This window comes from uncultured Dokdonia sp. (assembly GCF_937910895.1).
Lineage (GTDB): Bacteria > Bacteroidota > Bacteroidia > Flavobacteriales > Flavobacteriaceae > Dokdonia.
This window is the reverse complement of record NZ_CALEMI010000149.1, coordinates 1-21,809: the sequence shown is the minus strand read 5'-3', so window position 1 is coordinate 21,809 and position 21,809 is coordinate 1. Positions and strand designations below refer to the sequence as shown.

Genomic DNA, 21,809 nt, shown 5'->3' with positions numbered 1-21,809 from the left:
GTTAAATAATGGTTCCTGAAGGGATCAAAGCTCCATTTTTAACAACGACAATGCCATCTCTTACCACATAGGTGTCTGTCTCTATATCTTCTAGGTGTTTTCCTCCAGTGATACGAACATCGTCTCCTATCTTGGCGTTTTTATCAATAATACAATTTGTAATAAAGCAACGATCTCCAATTCCTTCATGGGGGATCCCTTTGGCACGAGCAGCATCAATTTCTTCTAAATCTAAAAAGCGATTACTTCCCATCACATAGGAGTTTTCTATCACTGTCCCTTTTCCTACTCTTGAACGAATTCCTATGACAGAGTTAGCAATACGACTCCCATGTATGATACTTCCTTCTGCTACAATAGATTTCTCTAAGGTGGTACCAGATATTTTTGTTGGGGGTAACACACGAGGGCGTGTTAATATGCTACGGTCTCTATTAAAGAGATTGAATTTTGGAATGTCAGATGTCAGGTCTATATTGGCTTCAAAGAAAGATTCTATGTTTCCTATATCTGTCCAATAGCCTTCATACGCATAACTTAATACTTTGTGCTCACTAATGGCTTGCGGAATAATTTCCTTTCCAAAATCATTGGTTTTTGTACCCTCTAAAAGTTCTATTAATAAGTCTTTATTAAAGATGTAAATCCCCATAGAAGCTAGATAGTGTTTTCCTTCTTTTTTCATAGCTGGAGATACATTTGATTTCCAGTCTGGTAACAATTTTTCTTCTGGCTTTTCTATAAAGGAACCAATGGTTTGGTCATCATTCGTTTTTAAAATTCCAAATGAAGTCGCATCTTTTGCATTTACGGGTAAGGATGCAATACTAATTTTGGCGTCAGATGCAATATGTGCTTCTAGCATTTCATTAAAATCCATCTGGTATAATTGATCTCCGGATAGGATTAAAATATAATCAGATTCGTAACCTTTAAAATGGTGCATACTCTGGCGTACCGCATCTGCTGTACCCTGAAACCATCCTTTGTTTTCTGGGGTTTGCTCTGCAGCAAGAATATCTACAAAAGCATCAGAAAAATAACTAAATTGATACGTATGCTTGATATGTTTGTTTAAAGAAGCTGAGTTAAACTGCGTTAACACAAACATACGTTTGATATTAGAACTTAAACAGTTAGAAATAGGAATGTCTACAAGACGGTACTTCCCCGCAATGGGTACTGCAGGTTTGGATCTCATTTTTGTAAGTGGATATAACCTTGACCCTTGTCCTCCTCCTAAAATAATTGCTAATACCTTTTTATTCATTTTACTTCTTTTTTTAACTTATTATATAAAGATACATACATTTGAGCAGATTTTTCCCAGCTGTGCTCTATTTGCATCATTGTTTTTTGTATTTCTTTAAATTTCTTTTGATCCTTGAAATGAGTGACGGCTCTCCCTATACTATACACTACATCTCCTACCGATGTATCGTTATGACAGATCCCAAAACCACCTTCTTCCCCTAGATCAATAACCGTATCTTTTAAGCCACCAGTGCTTCTTACAATGGGCATACACCCATAGCGTAAGGCATACATTTGGTTTAATCCACAAGGTTCTACACGGCTAGGCATCAATAAAAAATCTACGCCTGCATATACTTGATGAGACATCCGTTCTTGATATCCGATATAGGCATTGTAACTGCCTTTATATTTTATAGCAAGATTTGCCAATTGAGATTCGACTTCTGTTGCGCCAGAACCTAATACGATTACATTAACATCATATTCTTGTAAGGCTTGATCTATGATCGCTGGCAGAATATCTGATCCTTTTTCCCATACCAAACGACCTATAAACCCAAAAAGAGGTTTACTTGCATCCAGTCCAAACTCATCACACAATGCTGTCTTATTAGCTTTACGACCTGATTGTCGAGTACGGATATTATAATTTTTATGTAAATAGGTATCGGTTGCAGGGTTCCAAGTTTCGGCATCTATTCCATTGAGAATTCCCACGCATTTTGCACTTTCATGATTGAGCAACCACTCGAGTCCATTTGCTTTTTGCATTAATTCTTCCATATAGGATGGAGAAACGGTATTTACACGCCAGGCACATTTTATAGCAGCAGCTAGCGGGTTGATCATTCCTCCCCAATCGAGGAGACCTAGATCGCTTTCGCGAAAGCGTGGTAAAATTCCTCCCATTTCATGAGAAAATTGTCCTTGATATTGAGCATTATGTATCGAGAGTACGGTGGGAATATCTTTAAGTGCTGAAAAATCTTCACAATGACTCATCATAAAAGGGATCAATCCTGTGTGATGATCGTGACAGTGTACAACATTTGGAAGGTCATTTTTTTGTAAGATCCATTGAAGCGCTACTCGCTGAAATGCAACAAAACGCAGCGGATCATCTTCATAGCCATATACCTCTTTACGGTCTGTTAAGTCGGCAATACGAACTAAAAATAGCGGATACCCCAAAGAAGGATCGTCTACAGAAAGTATCTCAGCAAAATACGTCTTTTGATCCACCACAAGGTTGTAACAAAAATCGATTGTTGTCATTGCTTTTTCAACATAAGCAGTATCGTAATAAGGCATGATCACAGTAGCATAGTTTCCTATCCTGTTTTGATACTTAGGTAATGCACCCACGACATCGGCTAGACCACCCACTTTTGCTATGGGATAGCACTCGGCACTCACATGTATAATCTTCATAAATGTTGGTTCATTTTTACGAGTTTAATAATTTAAGACAAATCTCTTATTTTGTAACTATTAATATGTGAAAAATACATTAAAAAATCAACATATTAGTTCCCATAAAAAAGAGAAACCCTTGTTTACGGGCAGCTCCTTAAATCTACAACGTTATAGTTGTTAGTTTGTGCACAAAATTTTAATGTGTCATTTTAGAATAGTTTTAACGACATAAAAACCGATAAATCGTATTTTTACAAAAAAGAGAAACGTTATGATAAAACAATGTGCACTTGCTTTATTTACATTGCTGTTAGTAAGCTGTAATGGAAAAGCACAAGAAAAAGAAACTGAAGTATTCCCTGTTCAAAAAACAGAAGCTGAATGGAAAGCTGAACTGACTGAAGATCAATATTATATATTACGCGAGGAAGGTACCGAGCGACCGTTTTCTAGTGAATTGAACAAAATTTACTCAGACGGAACGTATAAATGTGCAGGTTGTGGCACTCCTGTTTTTGAAGGAAAACACAAATTTGATAGCGGTACAGGATGGCCAAGTTTTGATCGTCCTGTTGAAGGAAATGTAGCATACGCTACAGATCGTAAACTAGGATATACAAGAACAGAAGAGCATTGTGCAACGTGTGGAGGTCATTTGGGACACGTATTTAATGATGGCCCGAAAAATACTACTGGCAAACGTCACTGCATAAATGGTGATGCTTTGGTATTTGTACCAGAAGGAGAATGAGAAAAAGGAATTGCCTATTGACTTGTAATATAGAACTAACTAAGAAAAGATTTCCGCTTTCGCGAAAATAATAATGTTATGAAAAAATACCCCGTAGATAAAACTGAAGCTGAATGGCTAGAAGAATTAGGTCCAGAGCGTTATGCGATTCTTCGAAAAAAAGGAACTGAACGTCCATTTACAGGTGAGTACAACCTACACAAAGAAGATGGCGCTTATCACTGTGGTGCGTGTAATGCTAAGTTATTTGAGAGTTCCCAAAAATTTGATAGCGGCTGTGGATGGCCAAGTTTTGATGCCTCTATAGATGGTACTGTTGAATATATAAGAGATACTACACTTGGAATGATGCGTACCGAAATAGTATGTGCAAACTGCGGTTCTCACTTAGGTCATGTTTTTAATGACGGCCCTACAGAAACAGGACAACGATACTGTGTGAACTCTGCCAGTATCAATTTTAAAGAATAATTACTTTTCAAAATAAAATGAGGAATTAGAATCCTGAGGAAACACTTCGGGATTTTAGTTTTAAGATATGGTGTTTAATATGTATTTTCGCACTGTAAAATAGACCATAAAAAATCTAACTATGAGCAAGTATGATGTTATCGTTTTAGGGAGTGGCCCTGGCGGATATGTAACAGCTATTAGAGCTTCTCAACTGGGGTTAAAAACTGCAGTTGTAGAAAAAGAAAGCCTCGGAGGTGTATGTTTAAATTGGGGATGTATCCCTACAAAAGCATTACTTAAAAGTGCCCAAGTTTTTGAATACCTTAAGCATGCTGAAGATTACGGTCTTAAAGTAGATAATGTAGATAAAGATTTTGCTGCCGTTGTAAAACGGAGTCGTGGAGTCGCAGAAGGAATGAGTAAAGGTGTTCAATTCCTGATGAAAAAAAATAAAATTGATGTGATTGAAGGCTATGGTAAAATAAAGCCTGGAAAGAAAGTAGAAGTTGACGGTAAAGAGTATAGTGCAGATCATATTATCATAGCAACAGGGGCTCGCTCTAGAGAACTACCAAGTTTACCTCAAGATGGAGAAACGGTTATAGGATATCGCAAGGCAATGACCTTAGACAAACAGCCTAAGAAAATGATTGTGGTTGGTTCTGGTGCGATTGGAGTAGAATTTGCAAGTTTTTATAACTCGATGGGAACAGAAGTAACTATCGTAGAGTATATGCCAAATGTAGTTCCTGTAGAAGATGAGGATGTTTCAAAACAATTTGAACGTTCTATGAAAAAAGCAGGAATTACTGTAATGACCAATAGTTCTGTTGAGAAAGTTGAAAAAACAGAAAACGGAGTAAAAGCTACCGTTAAAACAAAAAAAGGAGAAGAAATTCTAGAAGCAGATATCGTACTTTCTGCAGTAGGTATTAAAACAAATATTGAGAATATAGGACTAGAAGATGTTGGTATTGTCGTAGATCGTGATAAAATAATTGTAAACGATTGGTACCAAACAAACATCCCAGGATATTATGCAATTGGTGATGTGACTAAAGGACCCGCACTTGCTCACGTAGCTTCTGCAGAAGGAATTACCTGTGTTGAGAAAATAGCTGGAATGCACGTGGAAGCTATTGATTACGGAAACATTCCTGGATGTACATACGCTTCACCAGAAATCGCAAGTGTAGGAATGACAGAAAAGCAAGCTAAAGAAGCAGGTTACGAACTTAAAGTTGGTAAATTTCCATTCTCTGCTTCTGGTAAAGCGAGTGCTTCTGGAGCTAAAGATGGGTTTGTAAAAGTTATCTTTGATGCGAAGTATGGAGAATGGCTAGGATGTCACATGATTGGTGCAGGTGTTACCGATATGATCGCAGAAGCTGTTCTTGGACGTAAACTAGAAACTACAGGGCACGAGGTTCTAAAAACCATTCACCCACACCCAACAATGAGTGAAGCCGTGATGGAAGCCGTAGCAGATGCGTATGGTGAAGTCATTCATTTATAACATATAAATCACTTCATAAAAAAACACCTTATTGAAATTTCAATAAGGTGTTTTTTTTATGGTATACAATGTATTTTTAATTTGATGATGTAGGAATCGAACCTATATTAAAAGAGGGTATGGGTAATCTCAAGCCAAAGTACCAATAAGGATCTCCTGTAAATACATTAATAGCAATTCCTGACTGCACATAATCGTGTAGTATGGAAAGAACTAAACCTGCTCCTAACTCGGGCACATCATCGCCATCAAAATCTGGAGCAGAAATATGAAGTCCAATTCCCCAATCAAAAATACGATTATAGGTGACACTTTTTCTTCTTAACTTTTGATCCCATAATCCTTTAAGAATTAAGTTATAATATGGAGCCATCTGAAATTGTGTTTTTACATTTGTTCTTGCCAAAGGATCTGCAAAAATAACACCTACCGTACTTTCTATATGAGGTAAAATTCTAAACATATACACTTCTCTATTCTCTGTATATATAGTTTTCTCCTTCGTAGCTACTTGAAACTTAAACGCTACTCGATCTCCATCTTGTCGTATTCCAGCAGTATATAAATCTAAATCTGCTTGTTTTGGTAGATCTTTTAACGATAATTTAAAAACCTTATCGCTAAATTTTAACAACTCAAAATCTACGGGAGTTCCTTGTAAAAGTTGTTTTATTGCAGAAATATCCGTTTTTTCTAGTGTAGTATCTAACCACGTTTTTAAATAATTCTTAATATTTTCTGCAAGCCCTTCTAGCGCATCGGCGTTGGTAATGGTACTATCTATTGACGCTTTAATATCATTATACAACTTAGTTGCTTGAGTTAATAATGCTTGACCCTCATTTTTAATAAAATCCACATCACTTTCAATTTGTGTTATTGCTTGTGTTACCACAAGTGCTGAGTTGATATCTAAACCTTTATAATAGGAGATACGTTGTTTTACACTACTCTTAAAAGTCTCAATGGATGTTTTTAAAGCCTCAAACTCTGTAATAATGGGGGTGATTTCATCAGTAGCTATTTGTTGCAACTGTTGCACTTCTAGATTCAAAGAGTCCACCAGTGAGTTAAATTGCCCTGTAAGCACTTCCTCTAATTGTTTTACTTCTATGTCAATAGTCTTTTTAAGCACTGATACCCCTTTATCCTTGTTCTCTTTTGCTAACGCACTGGCTTCTTGTAAATCTGCTAGTTGCTTGGGTGTAGGAAGTATTCTCCATCGATCTACTTCATAAGACGTTTGTGGTTGAATAGAATCAAATCCTGGAATATGTAATGGCGTATTTTGGTTATTCTTTTTATACAACCATGCCCCAAATTGAACGTAGATTCCTTGCTTCTCAGCAAAATCTTCGACTTCTTTAGTCATGCGTTCTAGTTCTATTTGCGCTCTTTTATAAGTTGGTCCAGGTCTTACACTTACATCCCTATCGTCCGGATCTCCAGACATAATATAAGGGCTTACATCCCAAAGACTTACTACACTCATCGCTGGTTGCTGCATAGCAGCCGCCCATTGCTCATTAAGAGCAGGTGTATCTTTGAATGTATCGTAGTCATACGTATTCAATAAACTATCAAATGTTTTCAGAACTTTTTTACGTTCTTTTAAAGCTATGGTAAGCTTTCTGATTTTTTCTCCAATATCAGTGGGCAATCCCGTTGTATTTTCTTCTAATTTTGAAGTGATTTCTCCCAAATCTAAATCAATTTGTAAAACACTATTGATATCTACGATTCGGTTATTAATATAGGAGGAATCTTTGTCCTGATAACCACCATCTCTATCTTTCTCTAAAATAGAAAATACGGATTTGTCATCCTGAGCATAAGACATGGTTACTGACAAACAAAAGCAGTAAAGAAAAATAAGAGCCCGGAAATTTATTTTTATGCTCATAACTTTATTCGTTTAAATTTTTATCATAAGCCAACGCCAACATAATCGATTGTTCTGTATTATAATTTGGTTGCGTATCATACTTAGAAGCTAATACCACATTGCTTATATTATTAAAAACATTAGTAATTGACAAAAACACATAAGAATTCACTGCAGTCCAATCTATAGCTTCTAATCTTGGACTCACATGCAACCCTTTTAAAGTATCTAGAATGTAATCAATCTTAGGAGCATGTACAACGCGTACTCCTTTGTAAAAATGATCATCAGAATTGATAGAATCTGAAATCCTTTGTATAGCTTCTTTTGCCAGTGCATTGTTACCTATTACCAAAATAAGTGTTGCTGGTACATTTTTCAAAGCATCGTCAAAGTCTGTATTCGCTTGAGTAGCGTTTGTTTCAGATAAAGTAATAGGTGCTATCATAATAGTATATTTTTTAAATAAAGTATTGATTACTAAAAGTATAAAAATACATCTAAAAAAAGCACGTAAAAATACCCAGTTCCTAGTATATTTTTTCTTATTACCTGATTAGTAAGTAATATAACAAAAAGTAGTTACACGACCTAAGTCATCTAAAATGATAGCTTACACCATTTGCGAATTAAATTTACTGTAATAAAATACCCTTTTTTCCTTTCTATTTCAAAATAAAAAGAAATCGTAACTAAGGCTATGATTAATTTTTCTTTCTTATATAAAGAAAAAAAATTATCATTTTCTTTTTCAGTAAATTTAATTCATAACTGGTATTACTTTATGAAGCTTTGAATAGCCAGATCATAACTTTGTAAGCCGAATCCTAAAATAACTCCTTTTGCATACTTTGATATAAAAGACTGATGTCTGAACTCTTCACGCGCAAATGTATTAGAGATATGTACTTCAATCACAGGAATTTCTATAGCAGCAACTACATCACCTATACCTATTGAGGTATGTGTATATGCCGCAGCATTTAAAATAATACCATCATACATGCCATCAGATTCTTGGATCTGAGTAATCAATTCTCCTTCTATATTAGATTGCGTGTATGAAAGTTCAATATTTCGATACTTAAATTGCAGGTCTCTAAAATAATCTTCAAAAGACTTACCTCCATATATTTCTGGTTCACGTTTTCCTAAGAGATTAAGATTGGGACCGTTAATGATGCGTAATTTCATCTGTTTATTTTATTGTTATAGAAGTCAATTGTAATTCGCATATTCATTATTTCTATTGTATTGAAACTTTTTAAATACGTTTATTGTACTAAGATTTACGCTTTCGCGAAAGCGTAAAAATACCACATTACAAGACATAAAAAAAGTGCTCCCAAACGAGAAAGCACTTTCTTATTAGTAAAACTTATAAGATTAGAATCTATATCCTACACCTATATTAAAGAAATCAATTTTTGACGTTATATCTTCACTTCCAGTAAAACTATTTGTTAACTGCACATTATAGTGTGCTTCTGCAAAGAACTTTTCTGTAAAGTCAAATCCAACCCCACCTGTTAATCCAACAGAAAGTGATGAAAAATCATCTGCTGTTTCTTCCAAAACAAGGTTAAACTGAGGACCTGCCTGTAGGTTAAGTCCAGTTTCTCCAATTAAGTATTTAGCCAATACAGGAATTTGTAAAAAGCTAGTATCATCTATATTTGTATACAATGCTTCAGGCTGTACATGAAATCCTTCTGATACAGGAATGTCTACAACAAGACCTACAAAAAATCCGCTTTCGCTAGAAGATACACTAGCACTTCCTACATCTACTTTTGCATTTCCGCTTGTAAAACCTGCTTTTGCTCCAAAAGTAGTCTCTTGTGCGTTAACACCTGTGGTGATCATAAATGCCGCAGCGGCTAAAAGAATAATTTTTTTCATAATTGTTTTAATTAATTGTTCGTTTGTATTAGACTACATAGTTACAAATTGTTACAAAACAAATTGATTTTTATATTGTAAATTTTTCTTAAAATAAGGAAAAATAAAAAAATCAGACTACTATTACTTTTGCCATACTAGTCTCATAGTCAAAATATAAGTGTCATAATAAAATTGAAAACTAATTTTTAAACGTGTAAAAACTTCCTTTTTAAGAATCATCATTACGCTAGATTAAAAATAAGTATTGCACTATTTTTTTTGTAAATACGTACTTTTTAAATTGAAGTAGAAATAGTCATATCCCTCTAGATTACATAAAAAACAAGTATTTTAGACTTCGTGTCTTTTATACATACTATACTAACGTTTTAATGACAAAAGTATCTCTGCATGAATTGGAAAAATAGTGTTACCGATTATAAGAATTATCTGCGTATAGAGCGCGGACTTTCTGACAATACAATTTCCAATTATTCTAGAGATCTCACAAAACTAATTCGTTTTCTAGAGGAACATCAGATCACCAAAAGTCCAATTACTATTACAAAAGAAGAGCTTCAAAAGTTTGTCTATGATATTGCAAAAGAAGTACAGCCAAGATCACAAGCACGGATTTTATCAGGATTAAAAGGATTCTTCACCTATTTGATTTTTGAAGATTATCGAAATGATAATCCTACAGATCTCATTGACCCTCCAAAAATAGGTCGTAAGTTACCAGACACGCTTTCTGAAGAAGAAATAGACCAACTGATTGCTGCTATAGATTTAGGACATCCGCAGGGAGAACGCAATAGAGCCATGCTAGAATGTCTGTATGCCTGTGGTCTTCGTGTGTCTGAGTTAATCACATTACAACTCTCTGATTTATATTTTGAGGAGGGGTTTATTAGTGTAACTGGAAAAGGAGATAAACAGCGTTTTGTACCTATAAGTGAGCACACGCAAAAGTATGTTAACTTATATCGTAATGAAGTAAGAATACATACCGCTCCAAAACCTGAATATAGCAACACCTTATTTTTAAATCGCAGAGGACGGCAGCTAACACGAGCCATGGTTTTTACGATTATTAAGGATTTGGCTATAAAAGCGGGAATACAAAAGACCATTAGTCCGCATACGTTTAGACATAGTTTTGCTACGCATTTACTTCAAAACGGCGCCGACCTACGCTCCATTCAGCAAATGCTGGGTCATGAAAGCATTACCACCACCGATATATATATGCACGTAGATAGGTCTCAGCTTTCTGATGTATTACAAAAATACCACCCTAGAAGTAAAGAAAACTAATCTATTGAAGTTCAAAAACTAACTTTCAATTAGAGTGATTTAATATACGCTTTCGCGAAAGCGTAAAAAACAATACTTCTCTTTGAAATCATATAGAAATTCTAATCTATCAAAATCAAATCTTCTTGTCTTCCTGAGACATATCTGAATCCATCTTCGCCCCAGAAACCTGCTTCTTCCAGCATAATCCGAATATCTTTTTCCCAAGCAGGAATCGTAACGGTGGTATTCAATTCTATAGCGTAGGCTGTATTTTCATACAGTGGATAATCTCCCGTGCCTGGCACACCGCCTTGACTATCCCACATACCAATGGTAGGTCCTGCGGAGTGTCCGTACAAACCTAATGGATGCGTATAAATAGAAGGGACAAGTTGCTCATCTTTTCCTTCTTTGAGCGCTTTTAATAGGATTTGATTTCCTGTTTTTCCTGTCTGAAAATTGGTGGTTAAGATATCTTGCACTCGGTTTCCATCGGCAAGCGCATCTACAAGATATTGAGGTGCTTGCTTCTCTCCGTCCTTAAGCACATAAGCATGTTGTTGACAATCAGTATTTAATCTTAAATAGGTAATTCCAAAATCACAATGTAACAGATCTCCTTTCTGGATCACTTTACCTTCAGGTCTATTTGAAAATGATTCTATGTGGCTTGCCAGTTTTTCGTTACTACGTTGTATATCTACAGTAGGATGAAACCAAGTTTCTAATCCCATATCTGTCACACGTTGTCTTAAATACCAAACGACATCATCTGTTGTGGTGGTACCTGGGGTAATGACTTTACTGCTAAAGGCGTCTTTAATAATATCATGTGTGATAGCTACCAATTGTTCAAAATACTGTATTTCTTTTGGCGTACGTGATTCGATCCAACCAATCGCCAGTTTTTCTGCTGATACAATTTTAGAAGCATACGAAGGTGGTAATGCTTCTAAGAACTCATTATAATCGGTACGTACAATACCGTCTGCAAGTCCAAAATTATCAGAATAGTTAAGTCCAATTTTTTTAGGGTTACGTGCTTCTATAATTTTTGTGAGGGCTTTCCATTGATCTGGCTCTTTTTCTTTATCCCAAGCAGAGGTGATACTTTTACCTATATTGTATCTTGCCACTGCTAATTTTTCGATGGTATTTTTTTCTTGATCTCTATAAAAAACAAGAATGGTACGTCTACGTGCATTTAACCAAGTAGCAGGTAACATGGTTTTAAGTACAGGGTCTTCATTATACTCTCTAGAAATTAAGATCCACATATCAATATCCGCTCGATCCATGAGCTTAGGAAGGAGTGTATTAAAACGGTCTTCCAAAATGTCGTCTACCACAACTGCGCGATCACGTTCTGATATCACTTGAGCCGTCGTAGCAAATGATAGTAGGATAAGGAAAAAAGTATATATTCTTGTCATCATAAAACAGGTTTTAGGAATGAATAAAATTACGTAAAAAAATAATCCTCGAAGCTTACTTCGAGGATTTAGATTTTAGATTTCGCTAAAAAGCGGGATTAATTCCACTAACCGTTTTATATGTATTGCTTCGCAACTCTAAAAAACAACGTTTCACTAATAAAAAAGAGTGCCGTATAGCACTCTTTTAAAATGGATGATACTTGAATATTATCCTTTTTCCTTTTTACTCTTCTTCTTCTTTTTCTTCTTTTTATCCTCTTTCTTTTTCTTTTTGGCTCTATTTCCAAATTGTTCTTCTAGAAGGATTTGTTCTACTTGATCATCTGAAAATACTTCCTTGAGGGCTTTCTCAAACTTCTTTTGCTCTGCGTTGATTAGCTTTTGTTTGTCCTCAAATTTTAATTCTGGGTTATAATCTACATCTACGCGGGCTGTATAGTAATCTTTTAGATAGGTACGTAATACTTCTTTTTGAAATACGTCAATACCTAACATTTCTTTATAAAGTGTTGCTTTCTCTATACTCAATTGGTTTACATCTGGCTTCTCAGGTTCCCCTGCTTCTGTGGGTTTTGCTTGAGGTGAATATCCTCGTTGACCTCGCTGGATATTACCTAAGTTTTGAGCTTCTACAGATAGGGTTGCTAAAAAAAGAACAAGCGCAAAAACAAGTGTATGTTTCATTTCTAATATTTTTTACAAAGATGCAATCTTTTATTTGATTATAAAATGTTTCAAAAATGATGCCTCAATCTTAATCTTTGATTATTTCTAGTACTTCTGGTAAAATACTAAGTGCTGTAATGGCGATAGCGCCTCCTAATTTATACGGCTGTCCAGCTTCTTTACGCTCAGCTCTTGTCATTTTATGTTTACTTTCTTTTTCTACTGAGGCGTTTGTAACGATGGTATTTCCTGTCACTTGATCATTACGCATCATAATCACTTTATTTTCTGAATCTTCTACATAATGGTTTTTTGCAAACTGATATGCGATATCTATACCGTCATTGCCAGTGTTTTGATGAGTGATGGTATATATTTTTTGTAATTCATTAAGTATATGACTTGCATTAGAAGCTTCTGTATAAGATACAATTGTTGTATTACTTCCTCCATAGGTGCCAATAGCTATTTTGTCTTCCGGCTGCAATCTTTTTAGCAATAATTGCACGCCCTGTTCTAAAAAGAACCGATGATCTGAAGAGACGCCTGAGACGCCTGTTTCTATTAATAAATAAATTTGTTGTGGTTCTTCATTTGGATATGAATCTGCTGCATGAGTGATTAAATCTTTTAATTTAATGACTGTTGTAGAAACGTCTTCTTGTGCTCTTATTTGTATTGTCGTAAGTATAAGTACTATATAAATGATATATGTTTTCATGTGTTCTCTATTTTAAATTATTACTGAGTGTATAAACTCTTCCTTATAAGTGGATCTATAGTGGTGGTATTAATTTCTTGTTTTCACAAGACGAATAAACTCTGCTCTAAAACCATCTTCATCTTCGCCTCTACCTGATTGTGCGAGTACTAGTACATCTTCTTGGGTTGTATTTTTTGTGAATTTTGAATCTCTAAGTTGCATTCCAAACATCGCTACCGCCGAAATAAATTTCACATCTTCACTCGCTGTAGCTATCGGTTTTACTTTATTATAGACGATTTCAGAAAATAATTTACTTTGTGTTCCTTCAGGAGCTTTATATCTGAATTTTACAGTGAGTAACTCATTATCCATCACAGGATTATTTATCTTTTGAGTTTGGTATTTGAGGGTATTATCTGGAACAGGATCATACGAAGAATCTACTAGAACAATTTCATAAAGTGCTGTTACTGTATGTCCACTTCCAATCTCTCCTGCATCTTTTTTGTCATCTGCAAAATCTTCATTGGCAAGTAATCTATTTTCATAACCTATCAAACGATATGATTTTACAAGTGTTGGATTAAACTCTACTTGAATTTTTACATCTTTTGCAATGGTATATAGTGTACCACCAAATTCTTTTCCTAAAAATTTATGTGCTTCTTGCATCGTATCGATGTAAGCGTGATTTCCATTTCCTTTATCAGCCAGTGTTTCTAGTTTTGAATCTTTATAATTCCCCATACCAAAGCCTAAACAAGTTAAGAATATACCAGAATCTCTTTTTTCTTCAATCAACCGTTGCATATCGTCATCACCACTTTGTCCTACATTAAAATCTCCATCGGTAGCGAGAATCACACGATTATTCCCCTTCTTAATAAAATGCTCTTTTGCTAACTTATACGCAAGTTCTATGCCTTGTCCTCCTGCAGTAGATCCTCCTGCACTTAGATTATTGATAGCGTTCATAATTCTTTCTTTTTGATCTCCAGAAGTAGGTTCTAATACAACACCAGCAGCCCCTGCATAGACCACAATAGAAACCTTGTCTTCTTTTCGTAGCTTTTTTACTAATACTCCAAAAGCAGATTGTAATAAAGGCAGCTTATTTGCACTAGACATTGATCCAGAAACATCAATCAAAAATGTCAAGTTAGACGCTGGAAGTTCATCGGTGTTTAATTCTTTTCCTTTAAGCCCGATGCGTACTAACTGTGTATCTTTATTCCACGGAGTTTCTACTACTTCTGAATGTACAGCAAAAGGTTTATCATCTGTAGGTGGCGCATAATTATAGTCAAAATAATTAATCATCTCCTCAATTTTTACAGCATATATCGGAATTTCCTGTCCGTTATTGATCATTCTGCGTACGTTGCTATATCCTGCTTTATCCACATCTATAGACATAGTAGAGAGTGGATCAAACATTACACTCTTAAATTGGTTTTCAAACAATGCCTTATAACTCTCGTCATTCTCTACACGATAATTTCCTTTTTTGGTAGTAATAATTACACAACCATTTCTTGCTTCTGATCCAAATAGTTTGATACTCTCGCTAGGAGCATGCACTGTCTTTCTTTCAATTACATCTTGATCTATATTTTTTACTAAGTCTACGTGTGATGGGTCAATAGGAACTCCATCAACGATATAGATAGGTGCATTTTTAGAAATATACTTTTGAGTATTTCTTTGTATTTTTTGAGTACTCTCTATGACATTAGCTCCTACTACTCGTCCATTTAGAATAGTAGAGAGTGATGTTCGTTTCTGTTTTCTACTTGACATTTCTTCTGATGATACAGTACTCACAGCATACCCAAAAGCTTTCTTTTCTCGCTTTATTCCTTGAGCAGTGACAATAACCTCATCTAGTACATTATCTGATGCTAGTGTGACATTAATAGTGGTTTGTGTTCCTACGGTAACTTCTTGTCTTGTATACCCCACATAAGAAAATACCAATACATCAGTTGATTTTGCTTTTATGGTATAGTTTCCGTCAAAATCTGTAGCGACTTGACTAGACGTTCCTTTTATAAGCACACAAGCTCCAGGAAGTGGACCGTTTTCTTCACTTACGGTACCGTTTATCGTGATGGTTTGTGCAAAAAGAGGTAGTTGGATTAATAATACGATGGCAATTTGTAATATTGTTTTCATGGCTTTAGATTTTTAAATTCAATCCAAACCTACTTTAGAATAACAGTATATAAAATAAACAATGAGGGAACTTACCCATCGGATGAGGGAAGTCTACTTTTTGAAGAAATGATACTTATGCTTTGAGCATTTTATAGACGGTTTGCCCTCTTTGCAGCTTTCCGTTTACGGTGCGTTCAAACCTTGGGATAGAGAAAATAGTTTTAGGAATTTCATATTTTTCAAAATGGGTGGAGTCGTATTCCGCTTTCGCGAAAGCGAACTCTTCCTCCTGCTCTACAAATAAAACTAACTTCTCTCCTAACGCATCATCTGGGATTCCGGCGACAAAAAAAGGTACATCAATCATAGGAGATAACTTGTGCTCTATCTGTTCGGGATATAGTTTTATACCGCCACTATTAATCACATTATCCACCCGACCTAACCAAATAAACTTCTTATACGTCTCTAGCTGCACCAAATCATTTGTGATCACAGGATCTGTACTTACCAAGGGTGCTTTGATGACAAGACAGCCACGATCATCTGTGTGAACGCTTACTTTTGATAGGGTTTTAAAAGGAATACGTCCTTCCTTTTTCTTTTTAGGATTGACACGCCTAGCAGCAATATGTGTTACGGTTTCTGTCATTCCGTACGTTTCATATACTTTGGTAGAAATTCCCTGTAGTCTTTTTAGTAATACCTCAGAAATAGCACCGCCACCGACAATGAGCTTTGAAAGAAGATGTAATCTAGATAAGGAGTTGTCTAACTGAAAAGGCGTCATCGCACAAAAATCATAGCGACGATATACGGTATCCAAAGGATTGGAGGTAGGTTGCGCCATGTCTATATGCCATCCTAAAACCATTGCCCGTACCAACATCATTTTACCTGCAATAAAATCGGCAGGCAAGCATAGTAATGCGGTTGTTTTTTCTGGAAGTTTAAAATGCTTAGCAGTTGCCTTCGCACTATTAAACATGTGTATTTTTTTAATCTTTATCGCTTTGGGAGCACCTGTAGACCCTGAGGTTTTTACCGTAACATAGGATTTATCATTCAGCCAGTCCAATAAAAATGTTCCTACGGACTCTTCATAAGGCTCGCCTTCTTTTATAAAATCGTACGCCAATGCTCGCAAAGAAGCCATAGAATAAGACGTCCCATTCAATTTGAATTTGGGATGTACACGTGTATATCGCTCTTTACTTTCTACCATAATTAACTAAAGTAGACCCTTTGTATAAAGCAAAAGTTACCTTAATGTTATCATTAATTTTCAAGTACTTCTACTTCTATAATTTCTTTAGGAAGGATACGTCCTGTTAATTTGTCTTTCCAATTTGTCCATTTGTATTTTTTGGCAAATACAAATAATAAGATAGGTAAAATAATGAATATAGGTACAATTTGACCGATGGCAGAGGGTTCTGATACATCAAGAAATATAGAATTCGTTTGTAAAGCCGTCCAATCTGATGTTACTAACAAGGCTATAATCATGTTATTAGCCGCGTGAAAGCCTAAAGCCAACTCCATACCATCATCCATTAATGTGATGATTCCTAAAAAGAATCCTAAACCTATATAGATAGATAATACACTGTATCCTAATTTTTCAATTTCAGGATTAAATGCATGCATCAATCCAAAAACCAATGATGTAAAAAGCAAAGGTACCCACCTGTTTTTAGCTATCATTCCTACACCTTGCATTAGATATCCTCTGAACAAAAATTCTTCAAAGCTAGTTTGCAAAGGCAACATCAGTAAAGTAATAGCAAGCAATCCCAAGAAGGGCATTAAATTAAAATTCCATTGTAGATCTTCTGGTGAGGCATAATACGCTATGATCGTAGTGATAATAGAAAAAGCCGCCCAAATGCCAAAAGCAAAGAATATTCGTTTCCAATCTAGCTTAGGTCTAGCTGTAAGCATCGTTACAAACTTTTGCTTATGGAAATATTTTACAACAGGAATCAATACAATGAGTCCTCCTATAAATGTGAATAACATCAAAACTAAATAGAGATTGCTCTCTCCTTCATAGAGATTTAAAAACATCTCTTCAGAAGATTTCAAAAACGCTCCCATACTAGATGACCTAGCAAAGGCACTCGCAAATATTGGAATCACCCCTATGATTTGCCATCCTAAAATAAATATGGCAAAAAATCCTAACAAATATCTCCACCAATCGTGTAACCCTTTATAAGCTTGTTCTATAAACATAATGTATCTGTATTAAAATTCCAATCTAGTTGATTATTGTAATGTAAAGCCCCTGCTCTTACTTCTAGAGGCGATTGTATATTGTTTGTAAAAAGGCTTCCGGTACCCAGTCCTTGTGGTCCTTCGGCTTGTAATTTGTACGTCCATTGTGCAATGGCGTTCAATCCTACATTGCTTTCTAAAGCAGAGGTGATCCACCATTGTATGCCTAGTGCTTCTACTTGATCTATCCATTCTTTACTTCCTCGGAATCCACCTATAAAACTTGGTTTCAATATGATGTATTGTGGCCGTACGGTTTGTAGTAAATCTCGTTTTTTTGTTACATCTGTGATGCCAATTAATTCTTCGTCTAGTGCAATAGGCGTTGGGGTTTCAGCGCAAAGTTCTTTCATCTGTTCCCAATTCCTCACTGCGATAGGTTGTTCTATAGAATGGATATCTAAGGTCGCCAATTGTTTTAAAACTTTTTTTGCTTTCGCGAAAGCAAACCCACCATTCGCATCTACTCGTAATGTGATTTTTGAAGCATCGTAATGCGTCCGTATAAACCGAAGCAACGCTAGCTCTTTTTCAAAATCAATAGCCCCTATTTTCATCTTGATACAATCAAAACCTGCAGCTAGTTTTTCTTCTATCTGCTCTTTCATAAATACTTCATCGCCCATCCACACCAAGCCGTTGATTGCAATAGCATCTGTATGATCTGTGAATTTGGATGGAAACAACACAAAAGGATCTGAAGATTTCAAAGAAAGAAACGCCATCTCCACACCAAATTGAATGCTCGGAAAGTCTTTAAGTGCTTCCCAAAGAACGTCTGAACCTTTGGCGATATTTGCACACGTCCATCGCAAGCGTTCTTCATAATCTGGGCGATCGTCAAAACTTAATCCTCTTAAAATACCGCATTCTCCGATTCCTTTTTTAGCACCATCTTCTACGACGATATACCAAGTCTCTTTTGTTTTTAAAACCCCTCTAGACGTACCGCTGGCTCTTTTAAAATTGAGAATATGTTTATGATAGGTAGCTTTCAAAAAAAAAGTTTAAATAGTGACGTATGCAATGGTAAAGAATAACACCGAAAGTAAAAAAGTAGATAATGCCACCACTTTTAATTGCGGATCTAATAAGATATGATTTTTTGTTTTTTGCACTTTTATAAAATGAGCTAACAATGGTAAAAAAGCCAAACAACTCATAAATAAAATCGGTTCTGCATGAGAAAGCAGTAAATAACCTAACCAACTCAAGATACTACAACCAAATAAGATATTGTGATAACGCAAAGCACCGTGTTGTCCTAACATCACTGCCAATGTGTTTTTTCCTACTTTCTGATCTTGTACACGGTCTCGCATATTATTGAGATGTAATACTGTTGTAGATAATAAACCAATCGTAATAGCGCCTAAAAAATGAACTAAGGGAAGTTGTTGTGCATATAAAAAATAAGAACCCATCACGGCAACTAGTCCAAAAAATAAAAACACAAAAACATCTCCTAACCCTTTATATCCATACGCACTTTTGCCCACCGTATATTTAATAGCAGAGACAATAGCACTGATCCCCAAAAACATAAACACCAGTGAAAGCACTAATTGATCTGCTCCAAAAGCGATATAAATCAAATAAATAACGACAATAATTGTAATGATGGACGTAACGATAATTCCCTTTCTGAGATCGGAAGCTGTAAGCAATCCGCTTTGCATCGCACGCATGGGCCCTACTCTATCTTCATTATCTGTCCCTTTTACGCCATCGCCATAATCATTTGCATAATTAGATAAGATCTGAAATCCTAAAGTAGCTAACAATGCACATACACATATCCTCCAATCAAAAAAACCAGTACGTACAGCCATCCCGCCTCCTACTAATATTCCTGATATTGATAATGGCAAGGTGCGTAATCTAGCCGCTTGAATCCAAGCTTTTAAAGATGACATAAATCAATTTTTATAATACCAAAAATACTTATTTTCTTTCGCTTTGCGCGAAAAGGATTGCTTTTTAAATGCAATTTAGTAGCTTAGCTTTTCAAATAAATCATTATGAAGAATTACACGCTCTATTCCTTATTTATTTTATTGTTTTTAGTATCAGCCTGTAAAGAAGATACATCAGAAAAAAGCGTACCCGATATTGCTGTAGAAGAAGTAGAAATACCAACCCCTTTTTTATGGGAAGCGTCCAATATGTATTTTCTGTTGACAGATCGTTTTCATAATGGTGATCCTTCTAACGATATTAATTTTGACAGATCTAAGAAAACAGCTGTGTTACGAGGATTTGAAGGGGGTGATCTCAAAGGGATCAAAGACAAAATCGAAGAAGGATATTTTAAAGAACTTGGTATCAATGCACTATGGTTTACACCTGTTGTAGAGCAAATACACGGAGCGGTAGATGAAGGTACAGGAGCCACCTACGGATATCACGGATATTGGGCAAAAGACTGGACACAGCTAGATCCTAACTTTGGAACCATGGAAGAATTAAAAGCATTGGTAGATATTGCACATAACAATGGAATCCGTATTGTGATGGATGTGGTATTAAATCATACAGGTCCCGTGACTAATCAAGATCCGTTCTGGGGAGAAGACTGGGCAAGAGAAGATCCTAACTGTAAATTCTCTACGTATGAGAATACAACAGCCTGTAGTCTTGTAGAAAACTTACCCGATATTCTTACCGAAAGTACTAAAGAAGTCGAACTCCCAAAATACCTTGTTGAAAAATGGAAAGCAGAAGGGCGCTACGAGCAAGAAATAAAAGAACTCAACACCTTTTTTACTGAAAATGAATATAAGAAAACACCGCGTAATTATATTATCAAATGGCTCACAGATTATGTGCGTGAACTAGGCATAGATGCGTATCGTGTAGATACTGCAAAACACGTAGACGAGGCATCTTGGGTAGTCTTACGTGAACAAGCCGAAAAAGCATTTGCTGCTTATAAAACGGCACATCCTGATAAGGTGTTAGACGATAATAAATTCTTTATGCTAGGAGAAGTATATAACTATTCTGTCGATGGTGGACGTGCCTTTGATTTTGGAGATGGCACCAAGGTAGATTACTTTGCAAATGGATTTGACAACCTGATTAATTTTCAGTTTAAATATGATGCACAAGGGGATTATGAAACACTGTTTGCAAAATATGACAGCATAAACAATACGTCTCATAAAGACGTAAGCGTCACCAATTATGCCACTTCTCACGATGATGGACAACCCTTTGATATAACAAGAAAGAAAGCAAAAGAGACGGGTACAAAATTATTATTGACCCCTGGAATATCACAAGTGTATTATGGTGATGAAAGTGCCAGAAACCTTGTTATAGAAGGAACCCAAGGTGATGCTACCCTACGTAGTTTTATGAATTGGGATGATCAGAAAAATTCTACGGAGACAAAAAAAGTACTCGAACATTGGAGAAAACTAGGTCAGTTTAGAGCTAATCACCCTGCGGTAGGAGCAGGAAAACATACGGTCATAAGTAACAACCCCTACTATATTTTTAGTCGTCATTTGACTAAAGGCAAGTACACAGATCATGTGGTGGTTGGTTTGAATCTACCCTTTGGAAAAAAAGAGTTTTTTGTTGATGACGCTTTCGCGAAAGCGGACTACCTCATTGAAACCTATTCTAAACAAAAAGTAAGAGTCATTGATGGGAAAGTTAGCTTCAGCTCTCCATTTGATATTGCTTTATTAGAAATGGGTAAATAAGATAATCACTTTACTTCCTGAAGAAAAGAAGCGATAACTTCATCTACTCCCATAGCTAATGTAGCATCTTTAATAGTATTAGATTCCGTATCAAAGTTGTCTTGAAATGAAGGGAAACTAAAACTCTCTACAACAGTACCACCGAAACGTGGCAATACCTCTTTGGTATATTCTAATGCCATTTTAGCACCTCTGGCGCCAGGAGATGTACTCATTAAAAGAATCTTTGTATCACTTAAGAAATTACGATCTACTCTAGAGAGCCAATCAAGAATATTCTTAAAAAAAGCAGAAACCGTTCCGTTATGTTCATTGACAGATAAAATAAGTTCATTTTTTTCAATTTTTATATTTGATACTTCTTTCCAATTTCCAGTTGTAAGAGGGACA

20 protein-coding genes are annotated in these 21,809 nt (G+C 35.7%); 5 read left to right on the top strand and 15 right to left on the bottom strand.

All coding sequences use genetic code 11. From position 1 onward, the window contains the following. Position 1: 1 nt before the first annotated feature. Both Q0505_RS17520 and Q0505_RS17515 read right to left on the bottom strand, forming a co-directional pair. Positions 2-1,270, bottom strand: a complete 1,269-nt coding sequence (locus Q0505_RS17520; protein ID WP_299215661.1) for a glucose-1-phosphate adenylyltransferase — start codon at positions 1,268-1,270, stop codon at positions 2-4. After that, complete coding sequence (locus tag Q0505_RS17515; RefSeq protein ID WP_299215659.1) at positions 1,267-2,688, bottom strand: glycogen synthase; 1,422 nt, start codon at positions 2,686-2,688, stop codon at positions 1,267-1,269. Before Q0505_RS17515 ends, Q0505_RS17520 begins: the two co-directional genes overlap by 4 nt. Positions 2,689-2,944: 256 nt before the next feature. On the opposite strand from Q0505_RS17515, the gene msrB (Q0505_RS17510) reads away from it, so the two are divergent. The 3 genes from msrB (Q0505_RS17510) (at position 2,945) to lpdA (ending at position 5,393) form a co-directional block, all read left to right on the top strand. Continuing rightward, positions 2,945-3,424 carry a peptide-methionine (R)-S-oxide reductase MsrB gene (msrB, locus tag Q0505_RS17510; protein WP_299215657.1) on the top strand — a complete coding sequence of 160 codons (480 nt, stop codon included), beginning with the start codon at positions 2,945-2,947 and terminating at the stop codon, positions 3,422-3,424. Positions 3,425-3,502: 78 nt separating this feature from the next. Further along, positions 3,503-3,895, top strand: coding sequence for a peptide-methionine (R)-S-oxide reductase MsrB (gene msrB / locus Q0505_RS17505; protein ID WP_299215655.1), 393 nt, complete (start codon positions 3,503-3,505; stop codon positions 3,893-3,895). A 121-nt stretch (positions 3,896-4,016) separates the two neighbouring features. After that, a complete protein-coding gene (lpdA, locus tag Q0505_RS17500) occupies positions 4,017-5,393 on the top strand; it encodes a dihydrolipoyl dehydrogenase (protein ID WP_299215653.1) in 1,377 nt (458 codons plus the stop codon). 76 nt (positions 5,394-5,469) lie between these two features. On the opposite strand, the gene Q0505_RS17495 is transcribed toward lpdA, so the two are convergent. From Q0505_RS17495 to Q0505_RS17480, 4 genes are all read right to left on the bottom strand, one after another. Further along, a complete protein-coding gene (locus Q0505_RS17495) occupies positions 5,470-7,245 on the bottom strand; it encodes a hypothetical protein (RefSeq protein WP_299215651.1) in 1,776 nt (591 codons plus the stop codon). Positions 7,246-7,300: 55 nt separating this feature from the next. Further along, a complete protein-coding gene (locus tag Q0505_RS17490; RefSeq protein ID WP_299215649.1) occupies positions 7,301-7,726 on the bottom strand; it encodes a hypothetical protein in 426 nt (141 codons plus the stop codon). Between the two features lie 329 nt (positions 7,727-8,055). After that, positions 8,056-8,472: a type II 3-dehydroquinate dehydratase gene (aroQ, locus tag Q0505_RS17485; RefSeq protein ID WP_299215647.1), complete on the bottom strand. Its 417-nt coding sequence runs from the start codon at positions 8,470-8,472 to the stop codon at positions 8,056-8,058. A 192-nt stretch (positions 8,473-8,664) separates the two neighbouring features. Continuing rightward, positions 8,665-9,180, bottom strand: coding sequence for a porin family protein (locus Q0505_RS17480; RefSeq protein ID WP_299215645.1), 516 nt, complete (start codon positions 9,178-9,180; stop codon positions 8,665-8,667). A gap of 393 nt (positions 9,181-9,573) precedes the next feature. On the opposite strand from Q0505_RS17480, the gene xerD reads away from it, so the two are divergent. Beyond that, entirely contained in the window at positions 9,574-10,479 is a 906-nt protein-coding gene (gene xerD / locus Q0505_RS17475; protein ID WP_299215643.1) for a site-specific tyrosine recombinase XerD, read from the top strand. 101 nt (positions 10,480-10,580) lie between these two features. On the opposite strand, the gene Q0505_RS17470 is transcribed toward xerD, so the two are convergent. The 8 genes from Q0505_RS17470 to menA form a co-directional block, all read right to left on the bottom strand. Then, entirely contained in the window at positions 10,581-11,897 is a 1,317-nt protein-coding gene (locus tag Q0505_RS17470) for a M24 family metallopeptidase (RefSeq protein WP_299215641.1), read from the bottom strand. A gap of 207 nt (positions 11,898-12,104) precedes the next feature. Beyond that, on the bottom strand, positions 12,105-12,581 hold the full coding sequence (locus Q0505_RS17465; protein ID WP_299215639.1) for a hypothetical protein: 477 nt from the start codon (positions 12,579-12,581) through the stop codon (positions 12,105-12,107). A 70-nt stretch (positions 12,582-12,651) separates the two neighbouring features. Continuing rightward, positions 12,652-13,284: a hypothetical protein gene (locus tag Q0505_RS17460; protein WP_299215637.1), complete on the bottom strand. Its 633-nt coding sequence runs from the start codon at positions 13,282-13,284 to the stop codon at positions 12,652-12,654. A gap of 69 nt (positions 13,285-13,353) precedes the next feature. Next, a complete protein-coding gene (locus Q0505_RS17455) occupies positions 13,354-15,444 on the bottom strand; it encodes a von Willebrand factor type A domain-containing protein (RefSeq protein WP_299215635.1) in 2,091 nt (696 codons plus the stop codon). 115 nt (positions 15,445-15,559) lie between these two features. Next, positions 15,560-16,651, bottom strand: a complete 1,092-nt coding sequence (locus tag Q0505_RS17450) for an AMP-binding protein (RefSeq protein ID WP_299215633.1) — start codon at positions 16,649-16,651, stop codon at positions 15,560-15,562. Between the two features lie 53 nt (positions 16,652-16,704). After that, the gene (locus tag Q0505_RS17445) at positions 16,705-17,664 is read right to left on the bottom strand and encodes a CPBP family intramembrane glutamic endopeptidase (protein WP_299215631.1); all 960 of its coding nucleotides are present in this window, start codon (positions 17,662-17,664) and stop codon (positions 16,705-16,707) included. Next, entirely contained in the window at positions 17,655-18,704 is a 1,050-nt protein-coding gene (menC, locus tag Q0505_RS17440; protein WP_299215629.1) for an o-succinylbenzoate synthase, read from the bottom strand. Before menC ends, Q0505_RS17445 begins: the two co-directional genes overlap by 10 nt. 9 nt (positions 18,705-18,713) lie before the next feature. Continuing rightward, a complete protein-coding gene (menA, locus tag Q0505_RS17435; protein ID WP_299215627.1) occupies positions 18,714-19,622 on the bottom strand; it encodes a 1,4-dihydroxy-2-naphthoate octaprenyltransferase in 909 nt (302 codons plus the stop codon). Positions 19,623-19,727: 105 nt separating this feature from the next. Between menA and Q0505_RS17430 the strand changes: the two genes are divergently transcribed. Continuing rightward, the gene (locus tag Q0505_RS17430) at positions 19,728-21,419 is read left to right on the top strand and encodes an alpha-amylase family glycosyl hydrolase (RefSeq protein ID WP_299215625.1); all 1,692 of its coding nucleotides are present in this window, start codon (positions 19,728-19,730) and stop codon (positions 21,417-21,419) included. Between the two features lie 5 nt (positions 21,420-21,424). Here Q0505_RS17430 and Q0505_RS17425 read toward each other — a convergent pair. Then, positions 21,425-21,809: NAD(P)H-dependent oxidoreductase (locus Q0505_RS17425; RefSeq protein WP_299215623.1), on the bottom strand; the 385-nt coding region annotated here is incomplete at its 5' end.

Excerpts from the sequence above, each read along its gene's own strand:
- Q0505_RS17520 (WP_299215661.1), bottom strand. The coding sequence starts at position 1,270 with ATGAATAAAAAGGTATTAGCAATTATTTTAGGAGGAGGACAAGGGTCA.
- Q0505_RS17470 (WP_299215641.1), bottom strand. The coding sequence starts at position 11,897 with ATGATGACAAGAATATATACTTTTTTCCTTATCCTACTATCATTTGCT.
- Q0505_RS17515 (WP_299215659.1), bottom strand. The coding sequence starts at position 2,688 with ATGAAGATTATACATGTGAGTGCCGAGTGCTATCCCATAGCAAAAGTG.
- Q0505_RS17480 (WP_299215645.1), bottom strand. The coding sequence starts at position 9,180 with ATGAAAAAAATTATTCTTTTAGCCGCTGCGGCATTTATGATCACCACA.
- Q0505_RS17445 (WP_299215631.1), bottom strand. The coding sequence starts at position 17,664 with ATGTTTATAGAACAAGCTTATAAAGGGTTACACGATTGGTGGAGATAT.
- aroQ (WP_299215647.1), bottom strand. The coding sequence starts at position 8,472 with ATGAAATTACGCATCATTAACGGTCCCAATCTTAATCTCTTAGGAAAA.
- Q0505_RS17465 (WP_299215639.1), bottom strand. The coding sequence starts at position 12,581 with ATGAAACATACACTTGTTTTTGCGCTTGTTCTTTTTTTAGCAACCCTA.
- xerD (WP_299215643.1), top strand. The coding sequence starts at position 9,574 with ATGAATTGGAAAAATAGTGTTACCGATTATAAGAATTATCTGCGTATA.
- menA (WP_299215627.1), bottom strand. The coding sequence starts at position 19,622 with ATGTCATCTTTAAAAGCTTGGATTCAAGCGGCTAGATTACGCACCTTG.
- Q0505_RS17450 (WP_299215633.1), bottom strand. The coding sequence starts at position 16,651 with ATGGTAGAAAGTAAAGAGCGATATACACGTGTACATCCCAAATTCAAA.
- Q0505_RS17460 (WP_299215637.1), bottom strand. The coding sequence starts at position 13,284 with ATGAAAACATATATCATTTATATAGTACTTATACTTACGACAATACAA.
- msrB (WP_299215655.1), top strand. The coding sequence starts at position 3,503 with ATGAAAAAATACCCCGTAGATAAAACTGAAGCTGAATGGCTAGAAGAA.
- Q0505_RS17430 (WP_299215625.1), top strand. The coding sequence starts at position 19,728 with ATGAAGAATTACACGCTCTATTCCTTATTTATTTTATTGTTTTTAGTA.
- lpdA (WP_299215653.1), top strand. The coding sequence starts at position 4,017 with ATGAGCAAGTATGATGTTATCGTTTTAGGGAGTGGCCCTGGCGGATAT.
- Q0505_RS17490 (WP_299215649.1), bottom strand. The coding sequence starts at position 7,726 with ATGATAGCACCTATTACTTTATCTGAAACAAACGCTACTCAAGCGAAT.
- Q0505_RS17455 (WP_299215635.1), bottom strand. The coding sequence starts at position 15,444 with ATGAAAACAATATTACAAATTGCCATCGTATTATTAATCCAACTACCT.
- msrB (WP_299215657.1), top strand. The coding sequence starts at position 2,945 with ATGATAAAACAATGTGCACTTGCTTTATTTACATTGCTGTTAGTAAGC.